The 24070-nt window shown below is 46.7% G+C and carries 22 protein-coding genes; 14 read left to right on the forward strand and 8 right to left on the reverse strand.

The annotated features are described in order from the left end of the window. The first annotated feature begins 198 nt into the window (after positions 1-198). Positions 199-912 (forward strand): ribonuclease PH, encoded by a 714-nt coding sequence (gene rph / locus L1D44_RS07025; protein WP_239889486.1) that lies wholly within the window; start codon positions 199-201, stop codon positions 910-912. A 119-nt stretch (positions 913-1031) separates the two neighbouring features. After that, entirely contained in the window at positions 1032-1673 is a 642-nt protein-coding gene (pyrE, locus tag L1D44_RS07030) for an orotate phosphoribosyltransferase (RefSeq protein WP_239889487.1), read from the forward strand. Positions 1674-2099: 426 nt separating this feature from the next. Here the strand turns inward: pyrE and folE are convergent, their stop codons facing one another. The 5 genes from folE to coaBC all read right to left on the reverse strand — a co-directional run bounded on the left by folE (position 2100) and on the right by coaBC (position 7448). Next, positions 2100-2759: a GTP cyclohydrolase I FolE gene (folE, locus tag L1D44_RS07035; protein ID WP_239889488.1), complete on the reverse strand. Its 660-nt coding sequence runs from the start codon at positions 2757-2759 to the stop codon at positions 2100-2102. Positions 2760-2979: 220 nt separating this feature from the next. Next, on the reverse strand, positions 2980-4944 hold the full coding sequence (locus L1D44_RS07040; RefSeq protein ID WP_239889489.1) for a S9 family peptidase: 1965 nt from the start codon (positions 4942-4944) through the stop codon (positions 2980-2982). 160 nt (positions 4945-5104) lie between these two features. Then, positions 5105-5698, reverse strand: a complete 594-nt coding sequence (gene slmA / locus L1D44_RS07045) for a nucleoid occlusion factor SlmA (RefSeq protein WP_220769565.1) — start codon at positions 5696-5698, stop codon at positions 5105-5107. 98 nt (positions 5699-5796) lie between these two features. Next, a complete protein-coding gene (dut, locus tag L1D44_RS07050; protein ID WP_220769564.1) occupies positions 5797-6255 on the reverse strand; it encodes a dUTP diphosphatase in 459 nt (152 codons plus the stop codon). Continuing rightward, positions 6255-7448: a bifunctional phosphopantothenoylcysteine decarboxylase/phosphopantothenate--cysteine ligase CoaBC gene (gene coaBC, locus L1D44_RS07055; RefSeq protein ID WP_239889490.1), complete on the reverse strand. Its 1194-nt coding sequence runs from the start codon at positions 7446-7448 to the stop codon at positions 6255-6257. Before coaBC ends, dut begins: the two co-directional genes overlap by 1 nt. A gap of 149 nt (positions 7449-7597) precedes the next feature. Between coaBC and radC the strand changes: the two genes are divergently transcribed. The 5 genes from radC (at position 7598) to L1D44_RS07080 (ending at position 11084) form a co-directional block, all read left to right on the forward strand. Continuing rightward, on the forward strand, positions 7598-8275 hold the full coding sequence (radC, locus tag L1D44_RS07060; protein WP_239889491.1) for a DNA repair protein RadC: 678 nt from the start codon (positions 7598-7600) through the stop codon (positions 8273-8275). Between the two features lie 124 nt (positions 8276-8399). Further along, positions 8400-8636: a 50S ribosomal protein L28 gene (gene rpmB / locus L1D44_RS07065; protein WP_028769274.1), complete on the forward strand. Its 237-nt coding sequence runs from the start codon at positions 8400-8402 to the stop codon at positions 8634-8636. A gap of 6 nt (positions 8637-8642) precedes the next feature. Continuing rightward, positions 8643-8816 (forward strand): 50S ribosomal protein L33, encoded by a 174-nt coding sequence (gene rpmG, locus L1D44_RS07070; RefSeq protein WP_012275560.1) that lies wholly within the window; start codon positions 8643-8645, stop codon positions 8814-8816. 363 nt (positions 8817-9179) lie between these two features. Continuing rightward, entirely contained in the window at positions 9180-10499 is a 1320-nt protein-coding gene (argA, locus tag L1D44_RS07075; protein ID WP_220769561.1) for an amino-acid N-acetyltransferase, read from the forward strand. Positions 10500-10577: 78 nt separating this feature from the next. Next, entirely contained in the window at positions 10578-11084 is a 507-nt protein-coding gene (locus L1D44_RS07080) for a PH domain-containing protein (RefSeq protein WP_239889492.1), read from the forward strand. 85 nt (positions 11085-11169) lie between these two features. Here L1D44_RS07080 and rarD read toward each other — a convergent pair whose 3' ends face one another. Both rarD and L1D44_RS07090 read right to left on the reverse strand, forming a co-directional pair. Beyond that, positions 11170-12054: an EamA family transporter RarD gene (gene rarD / locus L1D44_RS07085; RefSeq protein ID WP_239889493.1), complete on the reverse strand. Its 885-nt coding sequence runs from the start codon at positions 12052-12054 to the stop codon at positions 11170-11172. A gap of 167 nt (positions 12055-12221) precedes the next feature. Next, positions 12222-12686: a thioesterase family protein gene (locus tag L1D44_RS07090; RefSeq protein WP_220769558.1), complete on the reverse strand. Its 465-nt coding sequence runs from the start codon at positions 12684-12686 to the stop codon at positions 12222-12224. A 172-nt stretch (positions 12687-12858) separates the two neighbouring features. Between L1D44_RS07090 and recQ the strand changes: the two genes are divergently transcribed. Further along, positions 12859-14682, forward strand: a complete 1824-nt coding sequence (gene recQ, locus L1D44_RS07095; protein WP_239889494.1) for a DNA helicase RecQ — start codon at positions 12859-12861, stop codon at positions 14680-14682. Between the two features lie 7 nt (positions 14683-14689). Here recQ and L1D44_RS07100 read toward each other — a convergent pair whose 3' ends face one another. Next, the gene (locus L1D44_RS07100; RefSeq protein ID WP_239889495.1) at positions 14690-16447 is read right to left on the reverse strand and encodes a histidine kinase; all 1758 of its coding nucleotides are present in this window, start codon (positions 16445-16447) and stop codon (positions 14690-14692) included. Between the two features lie 521 nt (positions 16448-16968). On the opposite strand from L1D44_RS07100, the gene leuA reads away from it, so the two are divergent. The 6 genes from leuA to L1D44_RS07130 all read left to right on the forward strand — a co-directional run. Next, complete coding sequence (gene leuA / locus L1D44_RS07105; RefSeq protein WP_239889496.1) at positions 16969-18540, forward strand: 2-isopropylmalate synthase; 1572 nt, start codon at positions 16969-16971, stop codon at positions 18538-18540. Positions 18541-18627: 87 nt separating this feature from the next. Further along, positions 18628-19722, forward strand: a complete 1095-nt coding sequence (gene leuB / locus L1D44_RS07110) for a 3-isopropylmalate dehydrogenase (protein ID WP_239889497.1) — start codon at positions 18628-18630, stop codon at positions 19720-19722. Between the two features lie 2 nt (positions 19723-19724). Then, positions 19725-21125, forward strand: coding sequence for a 3-isopropylmalate dehydratase large subunit (gene leuC / locus L1D44_RS07115; RefSeq protein ID WP_239889498.1), 1401 nt, complete (start codon positions 19725-19727; stop codon positions 21123-21125). A gap of 9 nt (positions 21126-21134) precedes the next feature. Then, entirely contained in the window at positions 21135-21740 is a 606-nt protein-coding gene (gene leuD, locus L1D44_RS07120; RefSeq protein ID WP_239889499.1) for a 3-isopropylmalate dehydratase small subunit, read from the forward strand. A gap of 500 nt (positions 21741-22240) precedes the next feature. Then, positions 22241-23554 carry an outer membrane protein transport protein gene (locus tag L1D44_RS07125; RefSeq protein ID WP_239889500.1) on the forward strand — a complete coding sequence of 438 codons (1314 nt, stop codon included), beginning with the start codon at positions 22241-22243 and terminating at the stop codon, positions 23552-23554. Between the two features lie 121 nt (positions 23555-23675). Beyond that, the coding region (locus L1D44_RS07130) for a transposase (RefSeq protein WP_239889501.1) at positions 23676-24070 on the forward strand (395 nt) is incomplete at its 3' end.

Here is a 24070-nt window from a genome sequence, read left to right on the forward strand (position 1 = left end):
TGGTAATTTTGCTCAAGCGGCGGTGATTACAAGGTGCTGTTTTAGGCTTTTAGTTATTGATTGTTGTTATTGCGAGCTTATGGACAAAATCAGAAGGCTGTTTTCTACTGAGTTTACGGATTCAGATAGCATAGTGGCGCACATATCCCTATAATATGCAGCCAAATTACCCCATGCCCTTAAATACAGGAATTCATCATGCGCCCAAGCAACAGAACTCCAGCACAGTCTCGCCCTGTGACTATTACTCGCCAGTTTACTGCTCATGCCGAAGGTTCGGTTTTAGTAGAATTTGGTGACACCAAAGTACTGTGTACCGCTAGTTTTGAAGAAGGCGTACCGCGTTTCCTTAAAGGCCAAGGCCAAGGTTGGGTAACAGCTGAATATGGCATGTTGCCACGTTCTACTCATAGCCGTATGCAGCGTGAAGCCGCTCGCGGTAAGCAGTCTGGTCGTACTCAAGAAATCCAACGTCTAATCGGCCGTTCACTGCGCGCTGCGGTAGATATGAAGCTACTAGGCGAAAATACCATTGTTATCGATTGTGACGTGATCCAAGCTGATGGTGGTACTCGTACCGCTGCGATTACTGGCGCATGTGTTGCGTTAGTTGACGCGCTAAACTGGGCTCGTGGTAAAGGTATTTTAAAGACTAACCCACTTAAGTTCCTAATTGCTGCGGTAAGTGTTGGTATTTATAAAGGCGAGCCAATCTGCGATTTAGAGTACATCGAAGACAGTGCTGCTGAAACCGATATGAACGTGGTAATGACTGAAACCGGTAAGATCATTGAGATCCAAGGTACTGCAGAAGGTGAGCCATTTAGCCATGAAGAGCTAATGAGCTTACTTGAGTTAGCTAAGCACGGTATTCGTGAAATCGTCGATACACAGAAAGCGGCGTTAAGCTAATTATTGTTTTTGTTATTAGGGCCCTACGGGGTCCTTTTTGTAAGTGAAGTAAAATTAAAAAATACCAATAATACTAAATAGTAGATTGAGTATTACCCCTACATTTTTAAGGAGAGATTGTGAAAGCCTATCAACGTGAGTTTATTGAATTTGCCCTAGAGCGTCAGGTACTTCGATTTGGCGAATTTACGTTAAAGTCAGGCCGCACTAGCCCTTATTTCTTTAACGCTGGCCTGTTTAACACTGGCCGTGATTTAGCGCGTCTAGGTCGTTTCTATGCTGCGGCGCTAGTTGACTCGGGTATTGAGTATGACTTGCTATTCGGCCCTGCATACAAGGGTATTCCAATTGCAACCACGACTGCGGTAGCACTGTGCGATCATCACGATATCGACATGCCTTACTGCTTTAACCGTAAAGAGAAGAAAGACCACGGTGAAGGTGGCAGCCTAGTAGGTAGCGAGCTACAAGGCCGTGTAATGCTAGTTGACGATGTGATCACTGCAGGTACCGCGATTCGTGAATCAATGGAAATCATTGAAGCGCACAAGGCTGCATTGGCGGGCGTATTGATTGCTTTAGACCGTCAAGAGAAGGGCAAGGGCGAGTTGTCTGCAATTCAAGAAGTTGAGCGTGACTTTGGTTGTGACATCGTGTCTATCATCAAGCTTGAAGACTTGATCAACTACCTATCTGACAAGCCGGGTATGGAAGCGCAACTAGCATCTGTTAGTGCTTACCGCGATCACTACGGGATCTAGAGCTTACGGATAACGGAACGCTGCGCTTACGGAAAAGATAAATGCCGCGGCTACAGTTAAATGTAATCGCGGCATTTTTTATGATTTTTAGCTTAATACCAATCAGTACAAGAATTTGATCAACTCAGAGCGGTTTTTGGCAAACTAATTCAAGGCGAATAGCTGCAATAATGGTTATTCCCTTATAAAGCTAATCAACGCAGAAGTAGGCAGCCAAAAACGCTCCAGAATGGCGAGTTTTAGCGATTCTGATGCTGTGTTAACGATCTTGAACGTAGAACAACTATGCTCTTCGCTCGTTGCCTTGCCTCAAAACCGCTAAACTCTCGCTGAGTGACTAAATATTTATACTGATTGGTATAAGGCCGAAGGCCATTCCGTTATCTGTTAACGAGCCTGCGAGTGTTCCGTTTTCGGTTTTTTACTTTAGTTACTAAGAAATTCCGCTCTGGTCGCTGGATTAGACTTAAAGATGCCGCCGAGTGCCGTGGTGGTGGTGGTACTGGTCGAGTCCATCACGCCACGGGATTTTACGCAGTAATGCACCGCATCCATTTTAACGGCTACGTCTTTAGTGCCTAGCAGGGCTTGTAGCGCTACCAGTACCTGTTGAGTCAGACGCTCTTGCACCTGTGGGCGCTGGGCAAAGAAACGCACGATACGGTTAATCTTAGACAGGCCGATAATATTCTTGCGTGGTAAGTAGGCCACAGTTGCCAGCCCGTCGATTGTGACTAAGTGATGCTCGCAGGTACTGGTTAGGCTGATGCCATTAACCTTTACCATCTCATCGAAGCCCATCTTATTTTCGATAACGGTGATCTTGGGGAAGTTGCTGTAGTCTAGGCCTGAGAATATTTCGTCGACATACATCTTGGCGATACGGCGCGGCGTATCGGCTAGGCTATCATCGCTCAAATCCAGTGACATTAAGGTCAAGATCTCTCGCATATGATGCTCAATCTTGTCTTTACGTTCTTCAGCAGTTAGCTCACTCGGCAGCATCGGCGTTTCGAGGCCACGCTCAATTAATGCAGATTGTACTATCTGAGCTGATTCACTGAGGATTGCGTGTTTTGATGTCATAAGTTCCTCCACCATAACAATGAGTGGTGATATTCGTATCCTTGGTACTAGGGTTGCCAGTCTTAATGCGAGACAGGCTTATCTCATAAAAAATGAAAAGCTATTTGCATTGTATTAAGAGAGGACGGGAGGATACCGCTATTTGCTGTAAATATACACCGAAAACCGCATTGAAGATAAGAAAAACCGACTAATTTAGTCGGTTTTTCTGTTGAGAATATTACAATTTCAGATTGGTTTTTAAGAAACTAAGCATTTCACTGTAATACTTGGCCCTATGAGCATCGTCATAGAATCCGTGGCCTTCATCGTCCATTACCAGCTTTTTAAAGGGGTATTTCTGTTCTTTGAGGGCATCTTCAAGCGCTTCGAACTGCTCGATAGGGGCGCGCTCATCTTCTCCGCCGTGGACTAGCATGATGTTGGTTTTAAGCTTATCGACATTGTGGGTTGGAGACATAGCCTTGAGCACGGCTTCATCTTCACCTAGTACCTCTTTTAGGTAGCGTTTACCTGCGCGGCGTCCTTGTACATCTCCTTCATCAAACATCAGCTGAAGATCGTAGACACCTGCAAAGCCGATAGCACATTTAAATAGATCTGGTTCTATCGCTGAGCTTTGAATGGCCGAGTAACCGCCAAAGCTACCGCCAACGATACAGATCCGGTCTTTATCGACGATGCCTTGGTCGATTACATATTTGGTTGCGTCAATGATGTCATATTGGATCTCTGTGCCCCACTTTTGATGACCAGCAGTTTCAAACCCTGAACCGTAACCACCAGAACCACGGAAGTTAACTTGCAGGACTGCGGCCCCTTGGCTAGCGATCATCTGGTTCTGCGAGTCAAAGCCCCACCAATCTCGTGGACCATGGGGGCCACCATGGGGGTTAACCACTAAAGGCAGGTTTTTCGCCTCTTTACCGTGGGGTAGGGTGAGGTAGCCATGGATCTCGACCCCATCTCGACTGGTGAAATGGATAGGCTTAATTTCTGCCATCAGATCCGGGTCTAGCCAGTTCTTTTGTGACACGAGATATTCGAGTTTGACGGCTTTAGAGTCAAACAGGTAGTAGTCGCCAGGGTTACGGTCATTGAAGGCTTTAATGATGAGTTTGTCTGCATCAGTTGTTTGACTCACTAAGTGAATTTGATGACCCGGCAGAGATGCTAAAAGTTGTTTGATATACTTTGCCGAAGGATCTTTGGAGTCAACAAACTCGTAGGTTGGATAACCGTTTTCGTATTCGACTGCGTAGAGCTTCTTGGTCGTTGCATTGATCCATACGTTACTTGGGTTAACCACTTTATCTTGGCTAACAAGTTTTTTGTCGCCGGTTTTAATGTTGATCAAATAAACGCCAGCAGGCTTGCCTGACTCACTTGCCGTGACATAAACACTGTCCTTGTTATCGCTAAAGGCAATGGGTTTTATATCGTCCAAACCAAGGTTAAGTTTTTCGGTATCTATCCAGCTGCCATCGTCTCGGTAATAGAGCTTAGTGTTCACGTAGTCCCGAGTACCGCTAACAAAGCGCACATCACCATCATGGTCGGTTAAGAAATTGGCATAGGGAATAGGGGAGCTCGCAACTTTTTTACGTCTGCCCTTATAGACATCGACGCGATACACTTTTTGCGTATTCTCAGCCATATTACTGCCACCTCCTCCCCAAGGAAGAGCCTGAACTAACATATAGCGATCATCTTCAGGCATAGGATCTAAGATATATGCCGTGGCGCGAATGGGAGTGTTTTTCCTAAGGTTTGAGCCTGTTTGTTGTTCACCCCCTTGATAACCAAATAGGTAAGTCGCTCGTGAACCATCGGCGTTGACTGCCATTAATTCGCCATAATAGAGAGGATGATCGCTCCAGCCCTTGAGGTATTCCTTTTGCATCACTAGGCGTTCATCGTTGACCCACTCGTAATGACCCACTTGAGCATTGCTTTCAAAAAACACCGCGTGAACTGGTTTTTTGTCCGAGGCGTTTAAGATGATTAGCATGTTTTTGCCATCTTTCTTGGTGATGGCACTGAGGTAATCACCGCCTGGAGAGATTTTTACCTGTGAGAATTGAGCCGAACGACTGAACAGGCTTGCTGCGTCATCTGTTTTTGCTGATGCGTTACAACTTAGCCAAGCAAAGCATGCAAGGCCAATAGCTTTGATGAGTTTCATACAACTTCCTTGTGGAAACAAATGTCAATTTTTGTAGTGATTTCAGTGTGAAAAATAAACTAAAAGCAGGGGCGAAACAATAGAGATTGGAGGAAATGGCAGCATGTGTGGCTTGCTGCCATTTTTGTAGATTAATAAACTAATTTGATACTTATTGGTATTAGCTTTGAAGCAGTTGTTGCTGGATAAAAGTCCATTGCTCATTGAAGTGTTTTGTTGGCTTTAGCTTGAACTCGCTACGGACAAACTGAGCGATTCGGCCTTCGGCAACGGCTAGCAGTAGGTTGGCTAGCACGGCTTCGTCAAGGTTAAAAGCCTTACCTTCACGTAGGCTTTTTTCACGCAGAATCTGCTTTAAGTGCGTCTCGATTTTCGAAAACAGCTGGCTAATACGGCTGCGTAGTCGCTCGTTCTCACCTAGCAGCGCATCACCGTTTAATACTCGAGAGATCCCTGGATTGCGTTCGGCAAATACTAGCAGTAACTGCAGCAGTTGCTGACAACGCTTCATGGTGTCTTTTTCTTCATCCATGATCAGGTTGATACGTGATAGTAAGGACTCTTCGATAAACTCGATAAGTCCTTCAAACATGCGCGCCTTACTTGGAAAGTGGCGGTAGAGTGCCGCTTCTGAAACGCCGACTTCAGCTGCTAGTTTAGCTGTGGTGATCCTTTGTCCGGGGCTTGTTTCTAACATAGTCGCTAGGCATTGGAGGATATGCTCACGACGATTTATTTTCGGGCTTGCAGCCATTTATCTGTCCTTCACTCGATTACTACTGAGCGAGACGGCAAGGAAACATTGCTCCATGCTATCCATTAAAAATGATTGGGTGAAAAACACCCAAACAGTTATTTGGTTCCTGAGTGGCCAAATCCACCTGCGCCGCGATCCGACTGATCAAACTCGTCGACAAGTTTAAATTCAGCCTGAACAACCGGTACAAATACCAGCTGCGCGAGTCTATCACCGATTTCGATTGTAAAAGGCTCACTGCCACGGTTCCAGCAAGAGACCATTAATGGTCCTTGATAGTCTGAATCGATAAGTCCAACTAAGTTACCGAGAACGATGCCGTGCTTATGGCCTAAACCTGAGCGCGGTAAAATCACCGCCGCTAGACTTGGGTCTGCCACATGAATGGCGATTCCTGTAGGAATAAGCACAGTTTCACCCGGCTGAATAACCAGTTGAGTATCTGTGATGGCGCGAAGATCCATGCCTGCACTGCCTGGTGTAGCATAAGCTGGTAGTGGGAATTCGGTGCCGATGCGTGAGTCTAAAATCTTTAATTCGATTGGTGTTTTCATCAGTTTTTTATTTTGTTCGCTATTAGAGTAAGCAATTGCTTGGCTAAAGTGTCCTTATCGACAGCGGGTAAATCGATGCTGCCATCATTCCAAAATACACTGAGTGCGTTAGCGTCACTGTTAAAGCCAATGGCGCTATTTGATACGTCATTAGCGGCAATCATATCGAGCTTCTTGCGAGTCAGTTTTCCGCGTGCATATTGCTCTACATCATTGGTTTCAGCTGCAAATCCGACGGTAAAAGGTCGTTTAGCATGACTGGCAACGCTGGCTAAGATATCAGGATTTCGCACTAGCGCAAGTTGCATCTGTTCGGCAGATTTCTTAATTTTACTGTCGGCAACTTCTGCAAGGCGGTAATCGGCAACGGCGGCGCAGCCAATAAATATCTGGTGCTTCTCAACCTGTGGCATCACCGCATCTAGCATCTCTTGGGCCGACTCAACATTGACTCTATTAACGCCGTTAGGGGTCGCGAGGTTGACGGGACCGGCAACGAGTGTGACTTCTGCGCCCATCTCTGCTGCCGCTTTGGCGAGCGCAAAGCCCATCTTGCCAGAGCTATGGTTGGAGATATAACGCACAGGGTCGATAGCTTCGCGAGTTGGGCCTGCTGTGAGTAGTAGCGACATACCTTGCAGCAGTTTAGGGCCAAAGAAATTCACCGCTTTGTCTGCAATCGCCACAGGCTCAAGCATTCTACCTGGGCCGACTTCACCACAGGCCTGTGAGCCTGAATCAGGGCCCCAGATGTGAATACCACGTTCGGCCACTTGCTTTAAATTGGCTTGCGTCGCGGCATTGCGATACATCTGTTGGTTCATGGCTGGGCAAATAACAACAGGGGCTTCGGTAGCTAAACAGGTCGTGGTGATCAGCTCATCGGCCATCCCCGCATTAACGCGGGCGATAAGGTTAGCCGTTGCTGGTGCAATGATGACTAAGTCTGCCCAGCGTGCTAATTCGATATGCCCCATCGAAGCTTCGGCAGTAGGATCAAGCAGATCGGTTGCCACCGGATGGCCAGAAAGTGCCTGCAAAGTTAGCGGGGTGATAAATTCCTGCGCACTTTGACTCATAACAACACGGACGTCGGCGCCGCGTTCTTTTAACTTGCGTACTAGGTCGGCCGATTTATATGCGGCAATGCCGCCGCCAATTCCCAGTAGTACCTTTTTGTTATTGAGACCCATACTTAACTCTTTTTCATAATCATGTTGGCGATGATGTTTTTCATCATGCCGCAGAGGTTGGGCTAAGATATCACAAACTGCAAAATGGTGATGCACAAGTTCCAAAAATCTAGACCATACTCATACCTGAGAACAACAAGGAGGTTGTGATGGCAATAAAGGACTGGCCAGAAGGTGAGGCGCCGCGAGAAAAATTATTGACCCAAGGGGTAAAACAGTTATCTGATGCAGAATTATTAGCGGTTTTGCTTAGAGTGGGGTTAAAAGGCTTAACAGCAGTAGAGCTGGCGAGAAGCATGATAAATGAGTTTGGCGGCCTTAGAGGCTTGCTTAGCGCGTCTCAGACACAAGTTTGTCGGCTAGACGGAATAGGTCCGGTGAAGTTCGCTCAAATGCAGGCAGCAGTAGAGTTAGGCACGCGAATTTCGCAAGAAAAACTACAAAGAGGAAAAATTTTATCTGATCCTGATTTAACTCGGGACTATTTAATGAGACAATTGTCTGATCGTGCCTACGAAGTGTTCGCTATTTTACTGTTAGATAGTCAGCATAGAGTGATTCAATTCGTTGAATTATTTAGGGGGACCATCAATTCGGCCTCGGTTTATCCACGTGATGTGGTGAGCTTGGTGCTTGAAAGAAAGGCAGCGGCGGTGATCGTGTGTCACAACCACCCCTCTGGAATTGCAGAGCCTAGTACCGCCGATAGACGAATTACTGAGCGATTGAAACAAGCCTTACAAACTATCGATGTTTCCTTGTTGGACCATATGGTTGTAGGCGATCGAGAGATAGTTTCTTTTGCTGAACGGGGATGGATAGATTAACTATCCCTTGATCTTTGATTTTAGATCCTGTATAAAATGCGCCCTCTGTTGTGTGCCTCAGGCGACGGCCGTGTTCGAGGTGCATTAATGCTCGAGCGTTAAATATTGTTTTGGAGAGATTGACATGTCAAGAGTATGCCAAGTAACTGGCAAGCGACCAATGGTTGGTAACAACCGTTCGCACGCGAAGAATGCTACGCGTCGTCGTTTTTTACCTAACCTACAGAACCACCGTTTCTGGTTAGAAGACGAGAAGCGTTTCGTACAGCTACGTGTATCTACTAAAGGTATGCGTATCATCGATAAGAAAGGTATTGAAGTTGTTGTTGCAGAACTTCGTGCCCGCGGCGAGAAGGTGTAATAAACCATGGCTAAAGCTAAAGGTAACCGTGAGAAGATCAAGCTAGTTTCTAGCGCTAACACTGGTCATTTCTACACGACTGAAAAAAACAAGCGTAACATGCCTGAAAAAATGGAAATCAAGAAATTTGATCCAGTTGTACGTCAGCACGTTATGTACAAAGAAGCTAAAATCAAGTAATTACTTGTTTAAGCATCTGGAAAAAGCCTCTATTTATAGAGGCTTTTTTTTGCCTGCAATTTAGTGTTTCCCACTTTTCAGCATGATCTTTACGCGCGCTTATCATGAACGCGATGATGACAATTCCAGTCGCTTCCCCGATAGCACAAGTGTCTGCAACTTCTTCGCTAACCCTCGGTAGCTCATCAGTAGATCAAGTGTAAACGCCTGATTGATCTCCCATCTGACGATAAAATACCCATCAAATGAAAATAAATGCTTTTTAAGTGAATTTAAATGCAATAGTATTGCTTTAAGTTGCTGACTAAGTCAGTAAAGATTAGTTGTTCGGTGAATATCTATTTATTTTAAGGTGATTTTAGCGTGCGTACCACAGAACTTGTTGATGGATTTCGTCATTCCGCTTCCTATGTGAATGCCCATAGGGGCAAAACCTTCGTCGTGATGTTGGCTGGCGAGGCCATCGCACAGCAACAGTTCCGAGCTATCATCAATGATATTGCGCTATTGCACAGCCTTGGGATCAAAATAGTCCTTGTTCACGGCGCTAGACCGCAAATTGATGAAGCGCTGGCCGAGCGCAGTTTAGCTGCCGAATATTACAACGGTGTAAGGGTGACTGAAGAAGATGCCCTTAAAGTGATTAAACAAGTGGTTGGGGCCTTGCATCTGGATATCACGGCGCGGCTGTCGATGAGCCTAAGCAACACGCCTATGCAGGGGGCGCAGATCAACGTGGTCAGCGGTAATTTTGTGATTGCTCAGCCTTTAGGGGTCGAGGATGGTGTCGATTACTGTCTTAGCGGAAAGGTGCGTCGTATTGATAGCCAGGGGCTGAAGCGCCAGCTCGACAGTGGTGGTATCGTATTACTGGGTCCTGTAGCGGCCTCAGTAACGGGTGAGAGCTTTAATCTTACTGCTGAAGAGGTTGCCACCCAGATTGCAATAAAACTCAAAGCAGACAAGATGATAGGCTTTAGCGCTCAGAAAGGTATTTTGGAGAGTGATGGCCAGGTTATCGCGGAGTTGATGCCCACCGAAGCGCAAAAAATCTTAAATGAGTTCCCCGAAGTCTCTCCCTTATGTGTTGGTACTAAGGCTTTCTTGGAGGCGAGTATCGATGCCTGCCGCAATGGCGTCAGTCGCTGCCATTTTGTCAGCTATCTCGATGATGGCGCACTACTGCAAGAGCTCTTCTCTCGCGATGGTATCGGTACCCAGATTGTGACTGAAAGTGCCGAGCGACTGCGCAGAGCAACGATTGGCGATATCGGCGGCATATTAGATCTTATTCGTCCGCTAGAGCAGAAAGGGATCTTAGTGCGGCGTTCACGTGAGCAGCTAGAGATGGAGATAGAGCAATTCATGCTGATCGAGCGTGATAGCTTGGTCATTGGCTGTGCGGCATTCTACCCATTTGAAGAGGATAACGCGGGCGAATTTGCCTGCCTTGTGGTGCATCCTGACTACCGAGATGCCGATAGAGGCAGCTTGCTACTGCAAAATATTATTGGTCAGGCACGAGTAAGGGGCTATTCCCGCCTGTTTGCACTCACGACTCGCAGTATTCATTGGTTCTTAGAGCATGGGTTTAATATGGTCGAGGTTGAAGCGCTGCCAGAAAAGAAAAAGCAGCTGTATAACTATCAACGTAAGTCGAAGATTTTAGCGCTGGATCTATAATTTTGGCGGTCATTTTGTAAGTTGACATATTATGTCGCTGTGAAACAATAGGGGTCACTTAGACGATAAGGAACTTCTATGTCTCAGGTTTATTCATTAGCGCCACTTACTACGACTGGTCACTGGAGTTTTGTCGCCTTGCTGGCCATTTTGATCGGCCTAGCTGTGTTCATCTACTTCAAGAAGATGCCTAAAGTCAGTAAGGCGGTGAGCATAGGTGTATTGCTGCCTATGGTGCTGGCTTTTAGTTGGATGTTTTATAAGGTTAATGATTCTAAACTGATTGTTAGTTCAGACACCTTAACACTTGAGGTGCCTTTTTACGGCTTTAGCCTGCCGCTTAGTGAAGTCGATAGAGCGGGGATTAAACGTCTAGATCTCAATAGTGAGCCTGATTTTAAACCTAATTTTCGTGCAAATGGCATGGGAATGCCGGGATTTCAGTTAGGTTGGTTTCGACTCGCCAATGAGCAAAAAGCGTTTGTTGCCACTACCGATACCGACAAGATGGTTTTAATCCCTACTTTGCTCGATTACCCGTTGATTTTGAGTCTCGATGAGCCCGATGAATTACTCAATCGATAGAGTTAAGTTATCGGTTTGATAACAACAAAAAAGCGAACTTAAAGGTTCGCTTTTTTGTTGGCTAGACTCGTTATACCTAGCAGTACTATTTGGCTTTTCGCTTATACAGCATGTCCAGCGTAAATAGGAACAATGCAGCCCAGATGAACGCAAAGGTAATGCCTTTTTCTGCATCGAAAGGCTCGTTGAACAAGGCGATAGCGAGGATAAACATGATGCTTGGGCCGATATATTGGAAGAAGCCCAACATCGAAAACGGGATCCTAACTGCCGCAGAGGCAAAACAGATCAGCGGCACCGTAGTTACAATCCCGGCAGCCATCAGTAATAGGTTAAGCTGTAGATCATTGTTCATTAAGTGGGTGAGTGAATCGCCAACGTTAGCAAACAGATAGACGAGTGCAATCGGTAATAAGATAGCGGTCTCAACCAATAGGCCTGTCTTGGCGTCAACGTTCACTTTTTTACGCAATAAACCGTAGAAGGCAAATGAGCAGGCAAGGCCGAGTGACACGAGAGGAATGGATCCAAAAGAGATCAGCTGGATCATTACGCCTGTTGCGGCAAGTGCGACTGCAGCCCATTGCAGCTTACGTAGGCGTTCCCCGAGGAAGATCATCGCTAAGCTAACGTTAACTAAAGGGTTGATGAAGTAGCCTAAACTGGCATCAAGCATATGGTCGTTGTTGACCGCCCAGATGAATAGTAGCCAGTTGCCCGCGATCAGCAGTGACGTTACGCACAGTACGGCAAGTTGCTTGGGCTGTTTAAGCAGGTGGCGCAGGCGAGCAAAACCACCAAATAGTGCAATTAAAATAGTGACAAAGAAAAATGACCAGATCACTCGGTGCAGCAAGATCTCGGCAGCAGAGACGCTATCAAGCAATTTAAAATAAATAGGGGCAAATCCCCAAAGGGTATAGGCGCAAATCGCATAGACTATGCCTTTACGGTATTCAATTTCTTGCATTGGAATGTGCTAAATAGGGAAGTAACCGCAGATTGTAGTCCCCCAGAGCAACAGACTCAAGCTGGCCAAGCGCTTTATTCTGGCGAGTTGCTGTTATTTGAAAGTGACAGAGAGGAAACTTTCGCTGCCACTATGGTTATTATGAGTATCAGCTAGAGAGTCGATGGTTAGCCCACCATGTAAGTACCTGTACCAAAAGCAATATGGTCTCCCTTTTCGTTGTGGAGCTCCATCCGTGATACCGATACTCGGTTCCCCGCTCTTATCACAGTACCAGTGCCTGTAAAAATTTCGCCACGACCCGGGCGCAAATAGTCCACTCGTAGATCTATGGTGCCTAGTGTTTTAATGCGGTGTTCCAACTCTTCAATCGTCCAATCATCGCGGCTGGCCACTAAGCCTGAAAATGCGGTGAGGCCGCCAACAACATCTAGTACCGTTGCCGTGACTCCACCATGGAGGATCTGTTGGTGGATATTACCAATCAGCTCAGGTTTCATGGTCACTTGAATTTCGACACCATCCATATCGTAGCGTTTGATATCCATGCCCAGTAGGTTATGAAACGGGACGTGCTGGTCAAAAATCTCGGCGACTCTACGCAGTGTTTCTTGCTGAATAAGCTGACTCATCTCGCTTCCTTTTCTTCGATAGGTAATCTTACTAGCCACTTTAGAGTATTTAATCTATCTCTAATGGATAGGATGATGCAAGCTCAAAATTTATTCAGTAACGACAATCTAGAGAGACAATAGCCTCACGCTCAATTAGAATAGTCGACCCTATTTTTTACACAGGTTCACTATGGATCAGGCCGTACTCGATAATTCAGTCGATCAGTTAGCTTCCACCCTTCAGTCGGTATTTGGTTACCGTACTTTTAGAGAGGGTCAGAGGGAGGTGATTGAGCAGATCTGTGCGGGACAAGACTGTCTGGTGATCATGCCGACCGGTGGCGGTAAGAGCCTGTGTTATCAACTGCCCGCTATAGTCTTACCTGGCTTGACTGTGGTGGTCTCTCCCTTGATCTCCTTGATGAAAGATCAGGTGGACAGCCTTATTCAGACTGGCGTATCGGCCGCTTACCTGAACTCATCTCAACCAAGAGAAGAGAGCCTGCAGGTGCTGCAAAAGATGCGTTATGGCGAGCTTAAGTTGCTTTACGTATCGCCAGAGCGTTTGTTGCAGGCAAGTTTTATCGACCGCCTGCATGAACTCAATGTGTCGTTATTTGCCATTGATGAAGCGCACTGTATCTCACAATGGGGTCATGATTTTAGGCCTGAATATGCTGCGTTAGGGCGTTTACGTCAGCAGTTCCCTCAGGTGCCGATCATGGCGCTCACCGCGACCGCTGATAAGGCGACACGAACCGATATTTGTGAACGTTTAACCATTACGCCACACTCTTTACTAACGAGTTTCGACCGCCCCAATATCCGTTATACCGTGGCTGAAAAGCTCAATGCGGCTAATCAGTTGCGCCAGTTTATCGCTGCGCAAAATGGCAGTAGTGGCATCGTATATTGCAGTAGTCGCCGCAGAGTGGATGAGGTCGCCGAGCGTCTTCGTCTACAGGGCTATCAAGCCGAGGCCTATCATGCGGGCAAGACTCAGGAAGAGCGTGCAGAAGTACAAGATAAATTCCTAAAAGATCAGCTCGATATTGTTGTGGCTACCGTTGCCTTTGGTATGGGGATTAACAAGTCTAACGTGCGCTATGTGGTGCATTACGACATCCCTAAGAGCGTTGAGGCTTACTATCAGGAAACCGGTCGTGCAGGCCGAGACGGCTTAGACTCTGAGGCATTAATGTTGTTCGATCCTGCCGATATCGGCCGAGTGAGACACCTGATTGAGCAGGCTGAGCCGGGACCGCAGCAACAGGTGGAGTTTCACAAGCTCAATACCATGGCCGCCTTTGCCGAGGCGCAGACCTGTCGCCGCCAAGTGTTACTGCACTACTTCGACGAGAGTGCGCAAAAGGCCTGTGGTAACTGTGATATCTGCCTAGATCCGCCGAAGAAATACAACGGTATTCAAGATGCACAAAAGGTGTTGTCCTGTATCTACCGTATGGGTCAGCGTTTTGGCATTAATCATCTAATCGAGGTGCTACGAGGCTCTAAATCTGCCAGTGTGATTGAGCGTGGTCATGACAAGTTATCGACTTGGGGGATTGGCAAGGAGAAGAGTCACGAGCATTGGCTTAGCGTTATTCGTCAGCTGATCCATTTAGGCCTAGCTAATCAGGATATTACCCGTGGCTCCTCGGTGACACTAAACCCATCGGCCAGAGCGGTACTAAAAGGTGAAGTTGAGTTGCTGCTTGCGGAGCCAAGAATCGTGATTCAAACCACTAAGCGCAGAAGTGCCAATCCTCGTGCTCCACTCAATTATGATCGTAAGCTATTTGCAAGGCTTAAGTTGTTACGCCGTACGCTGGCAGAGGAGCTAGATGTGCCACCTTACTTAGTCTTTAACGATGCGACGTTAGCGGAAATGGCTGCCATATTGCCAACCAGCCCAGGTGAAATGCTTGCGGTAAACGGTGTGGGTGAGCGTAAGCTTGAGCGATTTGGTGGAGAGTTTTTAGATGAAATCGCCGATTACCTTGCCGAAGGTTAGTTCGTTATTAATTAAGGCTAACTGGCTTTTTCCTTCTTAATTGGCTAACTCTGGCGCGCTTAATCATCGACTGCAAGCTGTCAAATTGCTGCATGCTGGCAAGGCCAATATTAACTTTGCTTTCACTTTCCCATAGTTCAATTGTTCCAGTTAACTGCTGGATGACATTGTTAGCCCTCACTTCTGACGTGTGAGGCAACATGATGAGCAGTTGTTCTTCAGCCCCTAACAGCGTTAGATCTTGCTCCCTAAGTTTTGTCTTTAACTGCTCAATCATTGCCGGCAGCTCGCGGCTTAACATTCCGCTGGTATCGAGAACCAGTAATGACAGGGGATAGCCCGCCTGCTTACTGATATTGAGCATATCTTCGAGCTTCTGCACGCCTGTCGCATTAGGCTTAATTGAAATCGGCCTATCGATCACTTTAGCGGTTTTAGGTGAGCGCTTACGACTCCAGAATATAAAGATAGCAAAGCTACACAGAATCAATAGCGCGGGGAGTACTGAGGCGGGTAAAACCGAGGTGGGGATTACTGCCGCAGTGGCATTTTTTTGTTCGTAGGAGAGCTGCTTTTGACGGCTTAGATCTGATTTTAAATAGGAGAGCCAAATTCTTTGAATAAAGAGGGTTTCATTTTCAGCAGCTTGGAACTGTTTCAACTGATAATCATAGGCCAGCTCATAGTTCTGCTTAGAGGCGAAGTATTTTGCCAGTACGGCATAACAAAGCTTAAGATCTGTATATAGTTTTTTTTGTTTCGCTATCCCAATTGCTTCGTTCATTTGTTCAAGACCGAGCCGCTCCTCATCTTGAGCTAGGTTTACTTGCGCCAGTATATGCAACGCTCCTATGGTTGCATTGGTATTAGCCTCTTTCTTGAAGGTGTTGATGCTGAGGCGTAATAACTGTTCTGCGCTGCTGTATTTGCCACTGCTAAAATCGATAAAGGCGATCTGTTTATAGGCATTGGCCAGCTCAAATGAACTACCTAATTCGGCTAGCTTGCCACGGGCAGCTTGAATGTACTCTTCTCGCAGCTCATCTTGCTGGTTGAGCTGGGCGATCTTAGCGGCATCGATCGACAAGTTTAGGGCGATTTTTCCTCCCGAGAGTGGATCGGTAAGTGCCTTATCTAAGAAGAGCCGTGCCTGTTTAGGTTCTCCCTCCTTTATCATCAATTTCGCCATGGCAATATTTAAATAGGCAATAGGGGTTAGCAACCAGTGCTCATTTTGCTTGCTAACTTGCGGGTAGAGATCCAGCGCTAGACGCAGATCTTCTATTGCGGTGTCATTGTGTTGTACCTGTGCGTCAAGCTGGCTTCTGATCCATAACCCATTAATGAGTGCTTGCGGTTGCTCTAAGCGGCGTGACATAGCAATCGCCGAGTGAATTAGCGGTAATGCTTGTTGGTAGTTGCCATAGTTAAGATAGGCTTGAGCCATACAGTTGAGAAAGTAGGGGCGGGCTTCATCGAGTCTTAACTGCTTCGCTTTTGCTTGATTGAGTCGAGCTAAGTTTAATGCTGCCGCATTCTCGCCAAGTTGTAGATAGGCCTCGCACTTAAATGCATTTATGCGTAACGCTATGGCGTTCGGGTTTAAATTAGCATGGAGGTTTTGTTCAATATCATTAATGCTAGTTAACGCTTCGCTGGGATATTGAAATACTGAGATATTAAGTTGGTCTAGCTGCTCTAGTGTTAAGGAATACGCAGGCGAAAGCCACAGCATAAAGCTGAGGATTATGAGGCGAAAATCCATTTTGAAACGCTTCAGTAGGGAATCCTTATCCGCTTTCTCCAACTTAAGCCGCATTATAACGAATCTAAATAAAAGATGCATAAAAAGCTTGAGGCGCGAGAATATTGCGACATACCTGCATAATGCATGCTCTGTTGATAATAAAAGGCGTGTAAGTTTGTTTTTGCGCTATTATCCATCTTTTTTGTGGTTTTTGTGAGCAATAATAAGCTTGAAAATAACTTTAGTAAGCGAATTTATGGTTGACACCGATGTCTATGCAAGTTAAAAATTAACCGACTCAACAGCGGTGTTGAGCATATTTATTTAATTAGGTTGAATAAAAGTGAAGAAGTATACCAATGCACTACTAGGACTCCTTATTCTCATTCTCGCAGACCCTGCGCGGAGGACTTAGTGCTATACGCTTTAAAATAAGCCTGCATTAATAAACCCCGCATATAGAGCGGGGTTTTTTGTATTTTAATCGTAACAAGCAGAGTGAACACATAACGGAACAGTGATGTTCAATGGAGAGATAGATGTCTAACCGAGTGATTATATTTGATACCACCCTACGTGATGGTGAACAAGCATTAGCGGCAAGCTTAACGGTTAAGGAAAAACTTCAGATTGCACTCGCGTTAGAGCGTCTTGGTGTCGATGTGATGGAAGTGGGCTTTCCAGTTTCCTCTCCAGGGGACTTCGAATCGGTACAAACCATTGCTAAGACAGTTAAAAATAGCCGCGTTTGTGCGCTATCGCGGGCGTTAGAGAAAGACATTGATGCTGCGGCGCAGGCGTTATCGGTGGCAGAGCAGTTCCGTATTCATACCTTTATTTCAACTTCGACGATTCATGTTGAGAGTAAGTTGAAGCGCTCATTCGATCAGGTGCTTGATATGGCGGTTGGGGCAGTGAAGTATGCTCGCCGCTTTACCGATGATGTTGAGTTCTCCTGTGAAGATGCTGGGCGTACGCCTATCGATAACTTGTGTCGTATGGTGGAGGAAGCCATTAAGGCGGGCGCGCGGACCATTAATATCCCTGACACCGTCGGTTATACGGTACCGAGCGAATTTGGCGGCATCATTCAGACGCTGTTTAATCGCGTTCCCAATATCGATCAGGCGGTGATCTCGGTGCATTGCCATGACGACTTAGGCCTGTCGGTTGCTAACTCTATTACTGCCGTACAGCATGGTGCTCGCCAAATCGAGTGTACCGTAAATGGCATTGGTGAACGTGCGGGTAACTGCTCGCTAGAAGAGATCGCCATGATCCTATCGACCCGTAAGGGGGAGTTAGGACTAGAGACAGGCATTAACGCCAAAGAGATCCACCGCACATCAAGCCTAGTCAGCCAACTATGCAATATGCCGGTGCAGGCGAATAAGGCCATAGTTGGCGCTAATGCATTCACCCACTCTTCGGGCATTCATCAAGATGGCATGCTAAAAGCGCAAAACACCTACGAGATCATGACGCCTGAAAGCATTGGCTTAAATCGTAATAACTTGAATATGACTTCACGCTCAGGGCGCCATGTGATTAAACATCGTATGACAGAGCTTGGTTACGGTGAGCAAGACTATGATATGGATGTTTTGTATGAAGAGTTTTTGGCACTAGCAGATAAGAAGGGCCAAGTGTTTGATTACGATCTTGAGGCATTGGCCTTTATGGAGGCACAGGCTGAAGCGGATGATCACTTTAAGTTGCAGCAGTTAGTGGTGCATTCCGACTCTACAGAGGGCAGTGCGACGGCAACGGTAAAGGTTGCTATTGACGGCGAAATCATTACCGAAGCCGCGACAGGCAATGGCCCTGTCGATGCGGCCTATAAGGCCGTTGCCCGTGCCAGTGGCTGTGAAATCAATATTACCAGTTATCAGTTAAGCGCAAAGGGCGAGGGGCAAAATGCCTTAGGTCAGGTGGATATCACCGCTAACTATCAGCAGCAAAACTTCCACGGTGTCGGCCTTGCGACCGATGTGGTTGAGGCATCGGCTAAGGCGTTAATTCATGTGATGAACCTAACTTGGCGCGCCGACAAAGTCGCCGATTGTAAGCAGCGCATTAAACAGAATCAGCAAGAGTTCGGCGGTGTGTAAGCTGACGAATTGCCCCTAATAGCTATGAGCGCAAGAATAAGTCTAAAGAATAAAATTGAAGAATAAACCACAGGAGTGAGCCGAAGTATGAGTTATCAGATTGCAGTACTGGCCGGAGATGGCATTGGGCCAGAGGTGATGGCTGAAGCACGTAAGGTGTTAAAAGCGGTAGAGGAGCGTTTTACACTTTCTATCGAATATTCAGAGTACGATGTAGGCGGCGCCGCTATCGATAATCATGGCTGTCCACTTCCTGAGGCAACCCTGAAGGGCTGTGAAGCGGCAGATGCAATCTTATTTGGCTCAGTCGGTGGTCCGAAGTGGGAACACTTGGCGCCAAACGATCAACCAGAGCGTGGTGCGCTGTTACCTCTTCGCGGCCACTTTGAGCTTTTCTGTAATATGCGTCCTGCCAAGTTACATACAGGCTTAGAGCATATGTCCCCGCTGCGTAGCGATATTTCTTCTCGCGGTTTTGATGTGGTGTGCGTTCGTGAGCTAACCAGTGGTATTTATTTTGGTAAGCCTAAAGGACGCCAAGGTGAAGGCGAGAATGAAGAAGCCTTCGACACCATGCGCTACAGCCGTAAAGAGATCACTCGAATCGCAAAAATTGCTTTTGAAACGGCTCAGGGGCGCCGTAAGAAAGTCACGTCAGTCGATAAAGCCAACGTACTTGCTTGTTCAGTACTTTGGCGTGAAGTCGTGGAAGAGGTCGCTAAGGACTACCCTGATGTCGAGCTAGAACACATCTATATCGATAATGCGACCATGCAGCTATTACGTCGTCCTGACGAGTTCGATGTGATGCTGTGCTCAAACCTTTTCGGTGACATCATCTCCGATGAAATCGCCATGTTGACCGGTTCTATGGGGTTATTGTCTTCAATCAGCATGAACAGTTCAGGCTTTGGTCTTTATGAACCTGCGGGTGGCAGCGCCCCAGATATTGCAGGCCAAGGTATCGCCAACCCTGTGGCGCAGATCCTCTCAGCAGCCTTGTTGTTGCGTCATAGCCTGAAGTTGGAAGAGGCGGCTACAGCCATTGAAAATGCCGTAGGACAAGCCTTGAGTGACGGCTATCTAACAGGCGAACTGCTGCCAAGCGATGAGCGCCATAATGCCAAATCGACCAGTGAGATGGGTGATTACATCTCTAAGTTAGTAACAGAGGGAGCGTAATCATGGCTAAGACACTTTATGAGAAAGTATGGGACAGTCATGTGGTCGTTGCCGCTCAAGGTGAGGCGCCGATCATCTATGTCGATAGGCACTTAGTGCATGAGGTGACCTCGCCGCAGGCTTTTAGTGGATTAAAAGTAGCTGGCCGTCAGTTACGTGCGCCAGAGAAAACCTTCGCCACCATGGATCACAATACATCAACCATCAGCGCCAGTTTAGATGCGCTAAGCCCGATGGCCCGTACTCAGGTTGAAACTCTAGAGCGAAACTGTAAAGAGTTTGGTGTACGTCTTTATGATATCCACCATAAAAATCAAGGTATTGTGCATGTGATGGGCCCCGAGCTTGGCATTACTCTGCCGGGCACTGTCATCGTGTGTGGCGATTCGCATACCGCCACTCATGGCGCCTTTGGTGCGTTAGCATTTGGTATTGGTACCTCGGAAGTTGAGCATGTGATGGCGACGCAGACACTGCGTCAGCTAAAAGCCAAGACGATGAAGATTGAGGTTCGTGGCCATGTGGCTCCGGGGATCACTGCTAAAGATATCGTGCTTGCCATCATAGGTAAGATAGGTATGGACGGCGGTACAGGCTATGTGGTCGAGTTCTGTGGTGAGGCGATAGAAGCCTTGTCGATGGAAGGGCGTATGACGGTCTGTAACATGGCCATCGAGATGGGCGCAAAGGCGGGCATGATAGCCCCTGATGCGACAACAGCCGAATACCTCGAAGGGCGAGAGTTTGCACCTAAAGGTGAAAGCTGGAGCCAAGCCATTGCCGCTTGGGAACAGCTAAAAACTGACGAGGGGGCAGTATTTGATGCCACTGTAGTGCTGGATGCTAAAGACATCGCGCCGCAACTGACTTGGGGAACCAATCCGGGGCAAGTCGTTGCGATCGATCAGCTAGTACCTAACCCCGCTGATGCGACCAATGCCACTGTGCGTAACAGTATCGAGAAGGCGCTAGAGTACGTTGACTTAACCGCGGGCACCTTGATGACAGATGTCAGCATCAATAAGGTCTTTATTGGTTCCTGCACTAATTCCCGTATTGAAGATCTGCGTGCCGCAGCCGTGCATGCCAAAGGCCGTAAGGTTGCCGATGGCGTTAAGGCCATTGTGGTGCCGGGCTCAGGGCTAGTTAAAGAGCAAGCGGAAGCTGAAGGCTTAGATAAGATCTTCTTAGAAGCCGGCTTTGAATGGCGCCTACCTGGATGCTCCATGTGTTTGGCGATGAACGATGATAAGTTGGAAGCGGGCGATCGCTGCGCGTCGACCAGTAATCGTAATTTTGAAGGTAGGCAGGGGCGTGGTAGCCGCACTCATTTGGTGAGCCCCGCTATGGCGGCAGCAGCTGCGGTCGCTGGTCACTTTGTAGATATTCGCAAACCGTATTAGGAGCAAGTCATGCAACCATTTATCACACACACAGGGCTTGCGGTTATCATTGATAGTGCAAACGTGGATACCGACCAGATCATCCCTAAGCAATTTCTCTCTAAGGTGACTCGTGACGGTTTTGGTGTACACCTTTTTCACGACTGGCGCTATCTAGATGACGCAGGTGATAAGCCAAACCCAGACTTTAATCTGAACAAGCCACGCTATCAGGGCGCTTCTATTTTAGTGTCACAAGAAAACTTTGGTTGTGGCTCGAGTCGAGAGCATGCGCCTTGGGCCTTAGCTGACTTTGGCTTGAAAGTGATTATTGCGCCGAGCTTTGCCGATATCTTCTATGGAAACTCCATTAACAACGGCTTGCTGCCTGTTAAGTTGGCGGATGCTGAGGTGCAGCAGCTAATGGCAGAGGTTGATGCCAAAGAGGGGGCTGAAATCAATGTCGATTTACAGGCGCTGACTGTGACATCACCTTCTGGTAGCGTGTTTAGTTTCGAGATTGCTGAGTCGGCAAGGCATAACCTGCTGAACGGGCTTGATGCGATTGGTTTGACACTGTCACATGCCGATACAATTGAAAATTATGAAGCAAACATTCCCGCATGGAGAGCATAATAGCACTAAAATTTAGTGTACACGTGTACCGAGCATAAGTTTTATCGAAGCCATTTAGATATTTGTCTAAATGGCTTTTGTTTTTTTACTGAGGCAATGTTTTGTTGTTGATTGTATTTATTCGGTTTTTTTTTAATTGATGGTAATGAAAGAAGCTTGTTGAAAGTGGGTAGTGAATTGTGCTGTAAAACACCATTTAAATAGGTGTACACGTGTTTTTGGGTTTCAGCGCTTATATCTTGTTGTTTTTGTTTTGCTTAGTGTCTTGAGGTGTGTGTCCGATTTATCGCGTTCAGCGACGCTTTTGCTGGCTTTGTACCTCTAATTTCCATGCTTAAATGTGACCTTTCCCTTCTTTTCTCTGTTTTGGGTGTTTTTTACTGGTTTTTTATGCTGTTTTTTATAAAGGTCTTGTAAAGATATTCTGCAGTTGTAAAATCGCCGCCATTAAAAAGTGGAGTTAATACTCTACTTCTTGTTTACATAATTAGAGATGACAGATGAATAAGCGTTTAATTACTCTTGCTGTTAGTACAGCACTTTTGGGGACAGTTACACAGGTTCAAGCGGCTGGTTTTCAATTAGCTGAATACTCTGCAACGGGATTAGGTCGCGCGTATGCGGGTGAAGCGGCGATGGCCGATAACGCTGCTGTACAAAATCGCAACCCTGCGATGTTGACTTACCTTGAAGGTACGCAAATGACTACCGGCGCGATTTTGGTTATGCCAAACATCGATATCAATGGTGAAGTGACATATGTAGACGGCGTTAACCCTACTTCTGCAAAAGATATTGCTGGTGATGCTGTCGTGCCTAACTTCTACGTTTCGCACCAGTTAAATGAGCAGTGGTTCCTAGGTTTAGGTATTGGTAGTAACTTCGGTATGGCGACTGAGCTAGACGATGACTTCCGTGGTACTCAGTTCGGTAACGAAGCCTCTGTAACTACCGTTGAGATCAATCCAAATGTTGCTTACCGCATTAACGACCAGTTGAGCGTGGGCGCTGGTATTCGCTTCGTGTTGGGTGAAGGTAGCATTGGCGCTAAGAGCTCTGCTGATGTCACTCTTCCACCAGAGCTGGGTAACGCCATTCTTCCAAAAGGTACCACACTTAAGTATATGGAAGGTGATGATACGGCATGGGGCTGGCAGTTAGGTGGTGCGTGGCAGATTAATGCTAACAACCGTATCGGTCTTAACTACCGCTCTGCTGTTGATCTAAACCTTGAAGGCGAAGCAAACGGTTTAGCCTTTAATCCATTTGACCCTAGCATGAAACTAGACGGTTCGATGGAGCTGTCTTTACCAGCAACGGCTGAACTTGCGTCTTTCCACCAGTTAACAGACAAGTTAGCGATTCATGCAAGTGTTAACTGGACCGATTGGAGTTCATTTGAAAAGCTGGAAGCACAGATCCCTGCGCTTTCAAACCCTACTCAGTTGGTTAAGCAAGAAAATTGGGAAGATAGTTACCGCTTTGCTGTTGGCACGACATATCAGCTAAATGAGAAGATCTCTCTACGAGGCGGTGTAGCTTACGATAAGTCTGCTGTATCTGATGCAAACCGTACTCTAACTATCCCTGAAATGGATCGTTTATGGTTAAGTGCTGGTATGGGTTATGCCTTCAGTGACAACTTCGATATGGATCTAGGCTTTACCTATATCTTTGCTGACGAGTCACCAGTAGTTGAACCTCGTCCTGGTATCGACTCAGATCTATCTTCAGCACCATTTGGCGGTACTTTCTCTGGCACAACTAGCGGTAGCATCGCACTAGTTGGTGTTCAAGCGACTTACCGTTTCTAATATTTGTACTGACAGGTATTAATACGATAGGGCAGCCTTCGCGCAGCTCCTTGTAATCAAAAGCCTCGCATTTTGAAGTGACCCCCAATAGTTGGACGTTCCAATTACTGGGGGTCTTTTAATGTCTACATACAGTAGAGAGTTCAAACTAGAAGTTGCAGCGCAAGCCAACACCCAAAGTTCGCGTCTGCTTTCAAAGCAATTTAACGTCAGTTCACGGCAAATTCGATACTGGTGTTTAGTCTTTCGTATTCATGGCGAACATGCTTTTTTGCACAAACAAAAACCTTACACGAAAGAAGCTCGCCTAGAGATAATCCAACGAATGGAATGCGCAGGATGGTCTTTAACTTACACCAGTGCCTTTTTCGATTTGTCTTCTCCGGGCATGTTATCCGAATGGTTTTGTGCTTATAATTCGGGAAAATTAACTCACTTGAAACCACTCAGAGCAAACATGCCCAAATCCGCCAAAGCTAAAAGCTCGAAAGACATGACTGAAAAAGAGCTAAGAGA

It is taken from the genome of Shewanella sp. Isolate13 (assembly GCF_022398325.1).
In the GTDB taxonomy this organism is placed as follows: Bacteria; Pseudomonadota; Gammaproteobacteria; order Enterobacterales; family Shewanellaceae; genus Shewanella.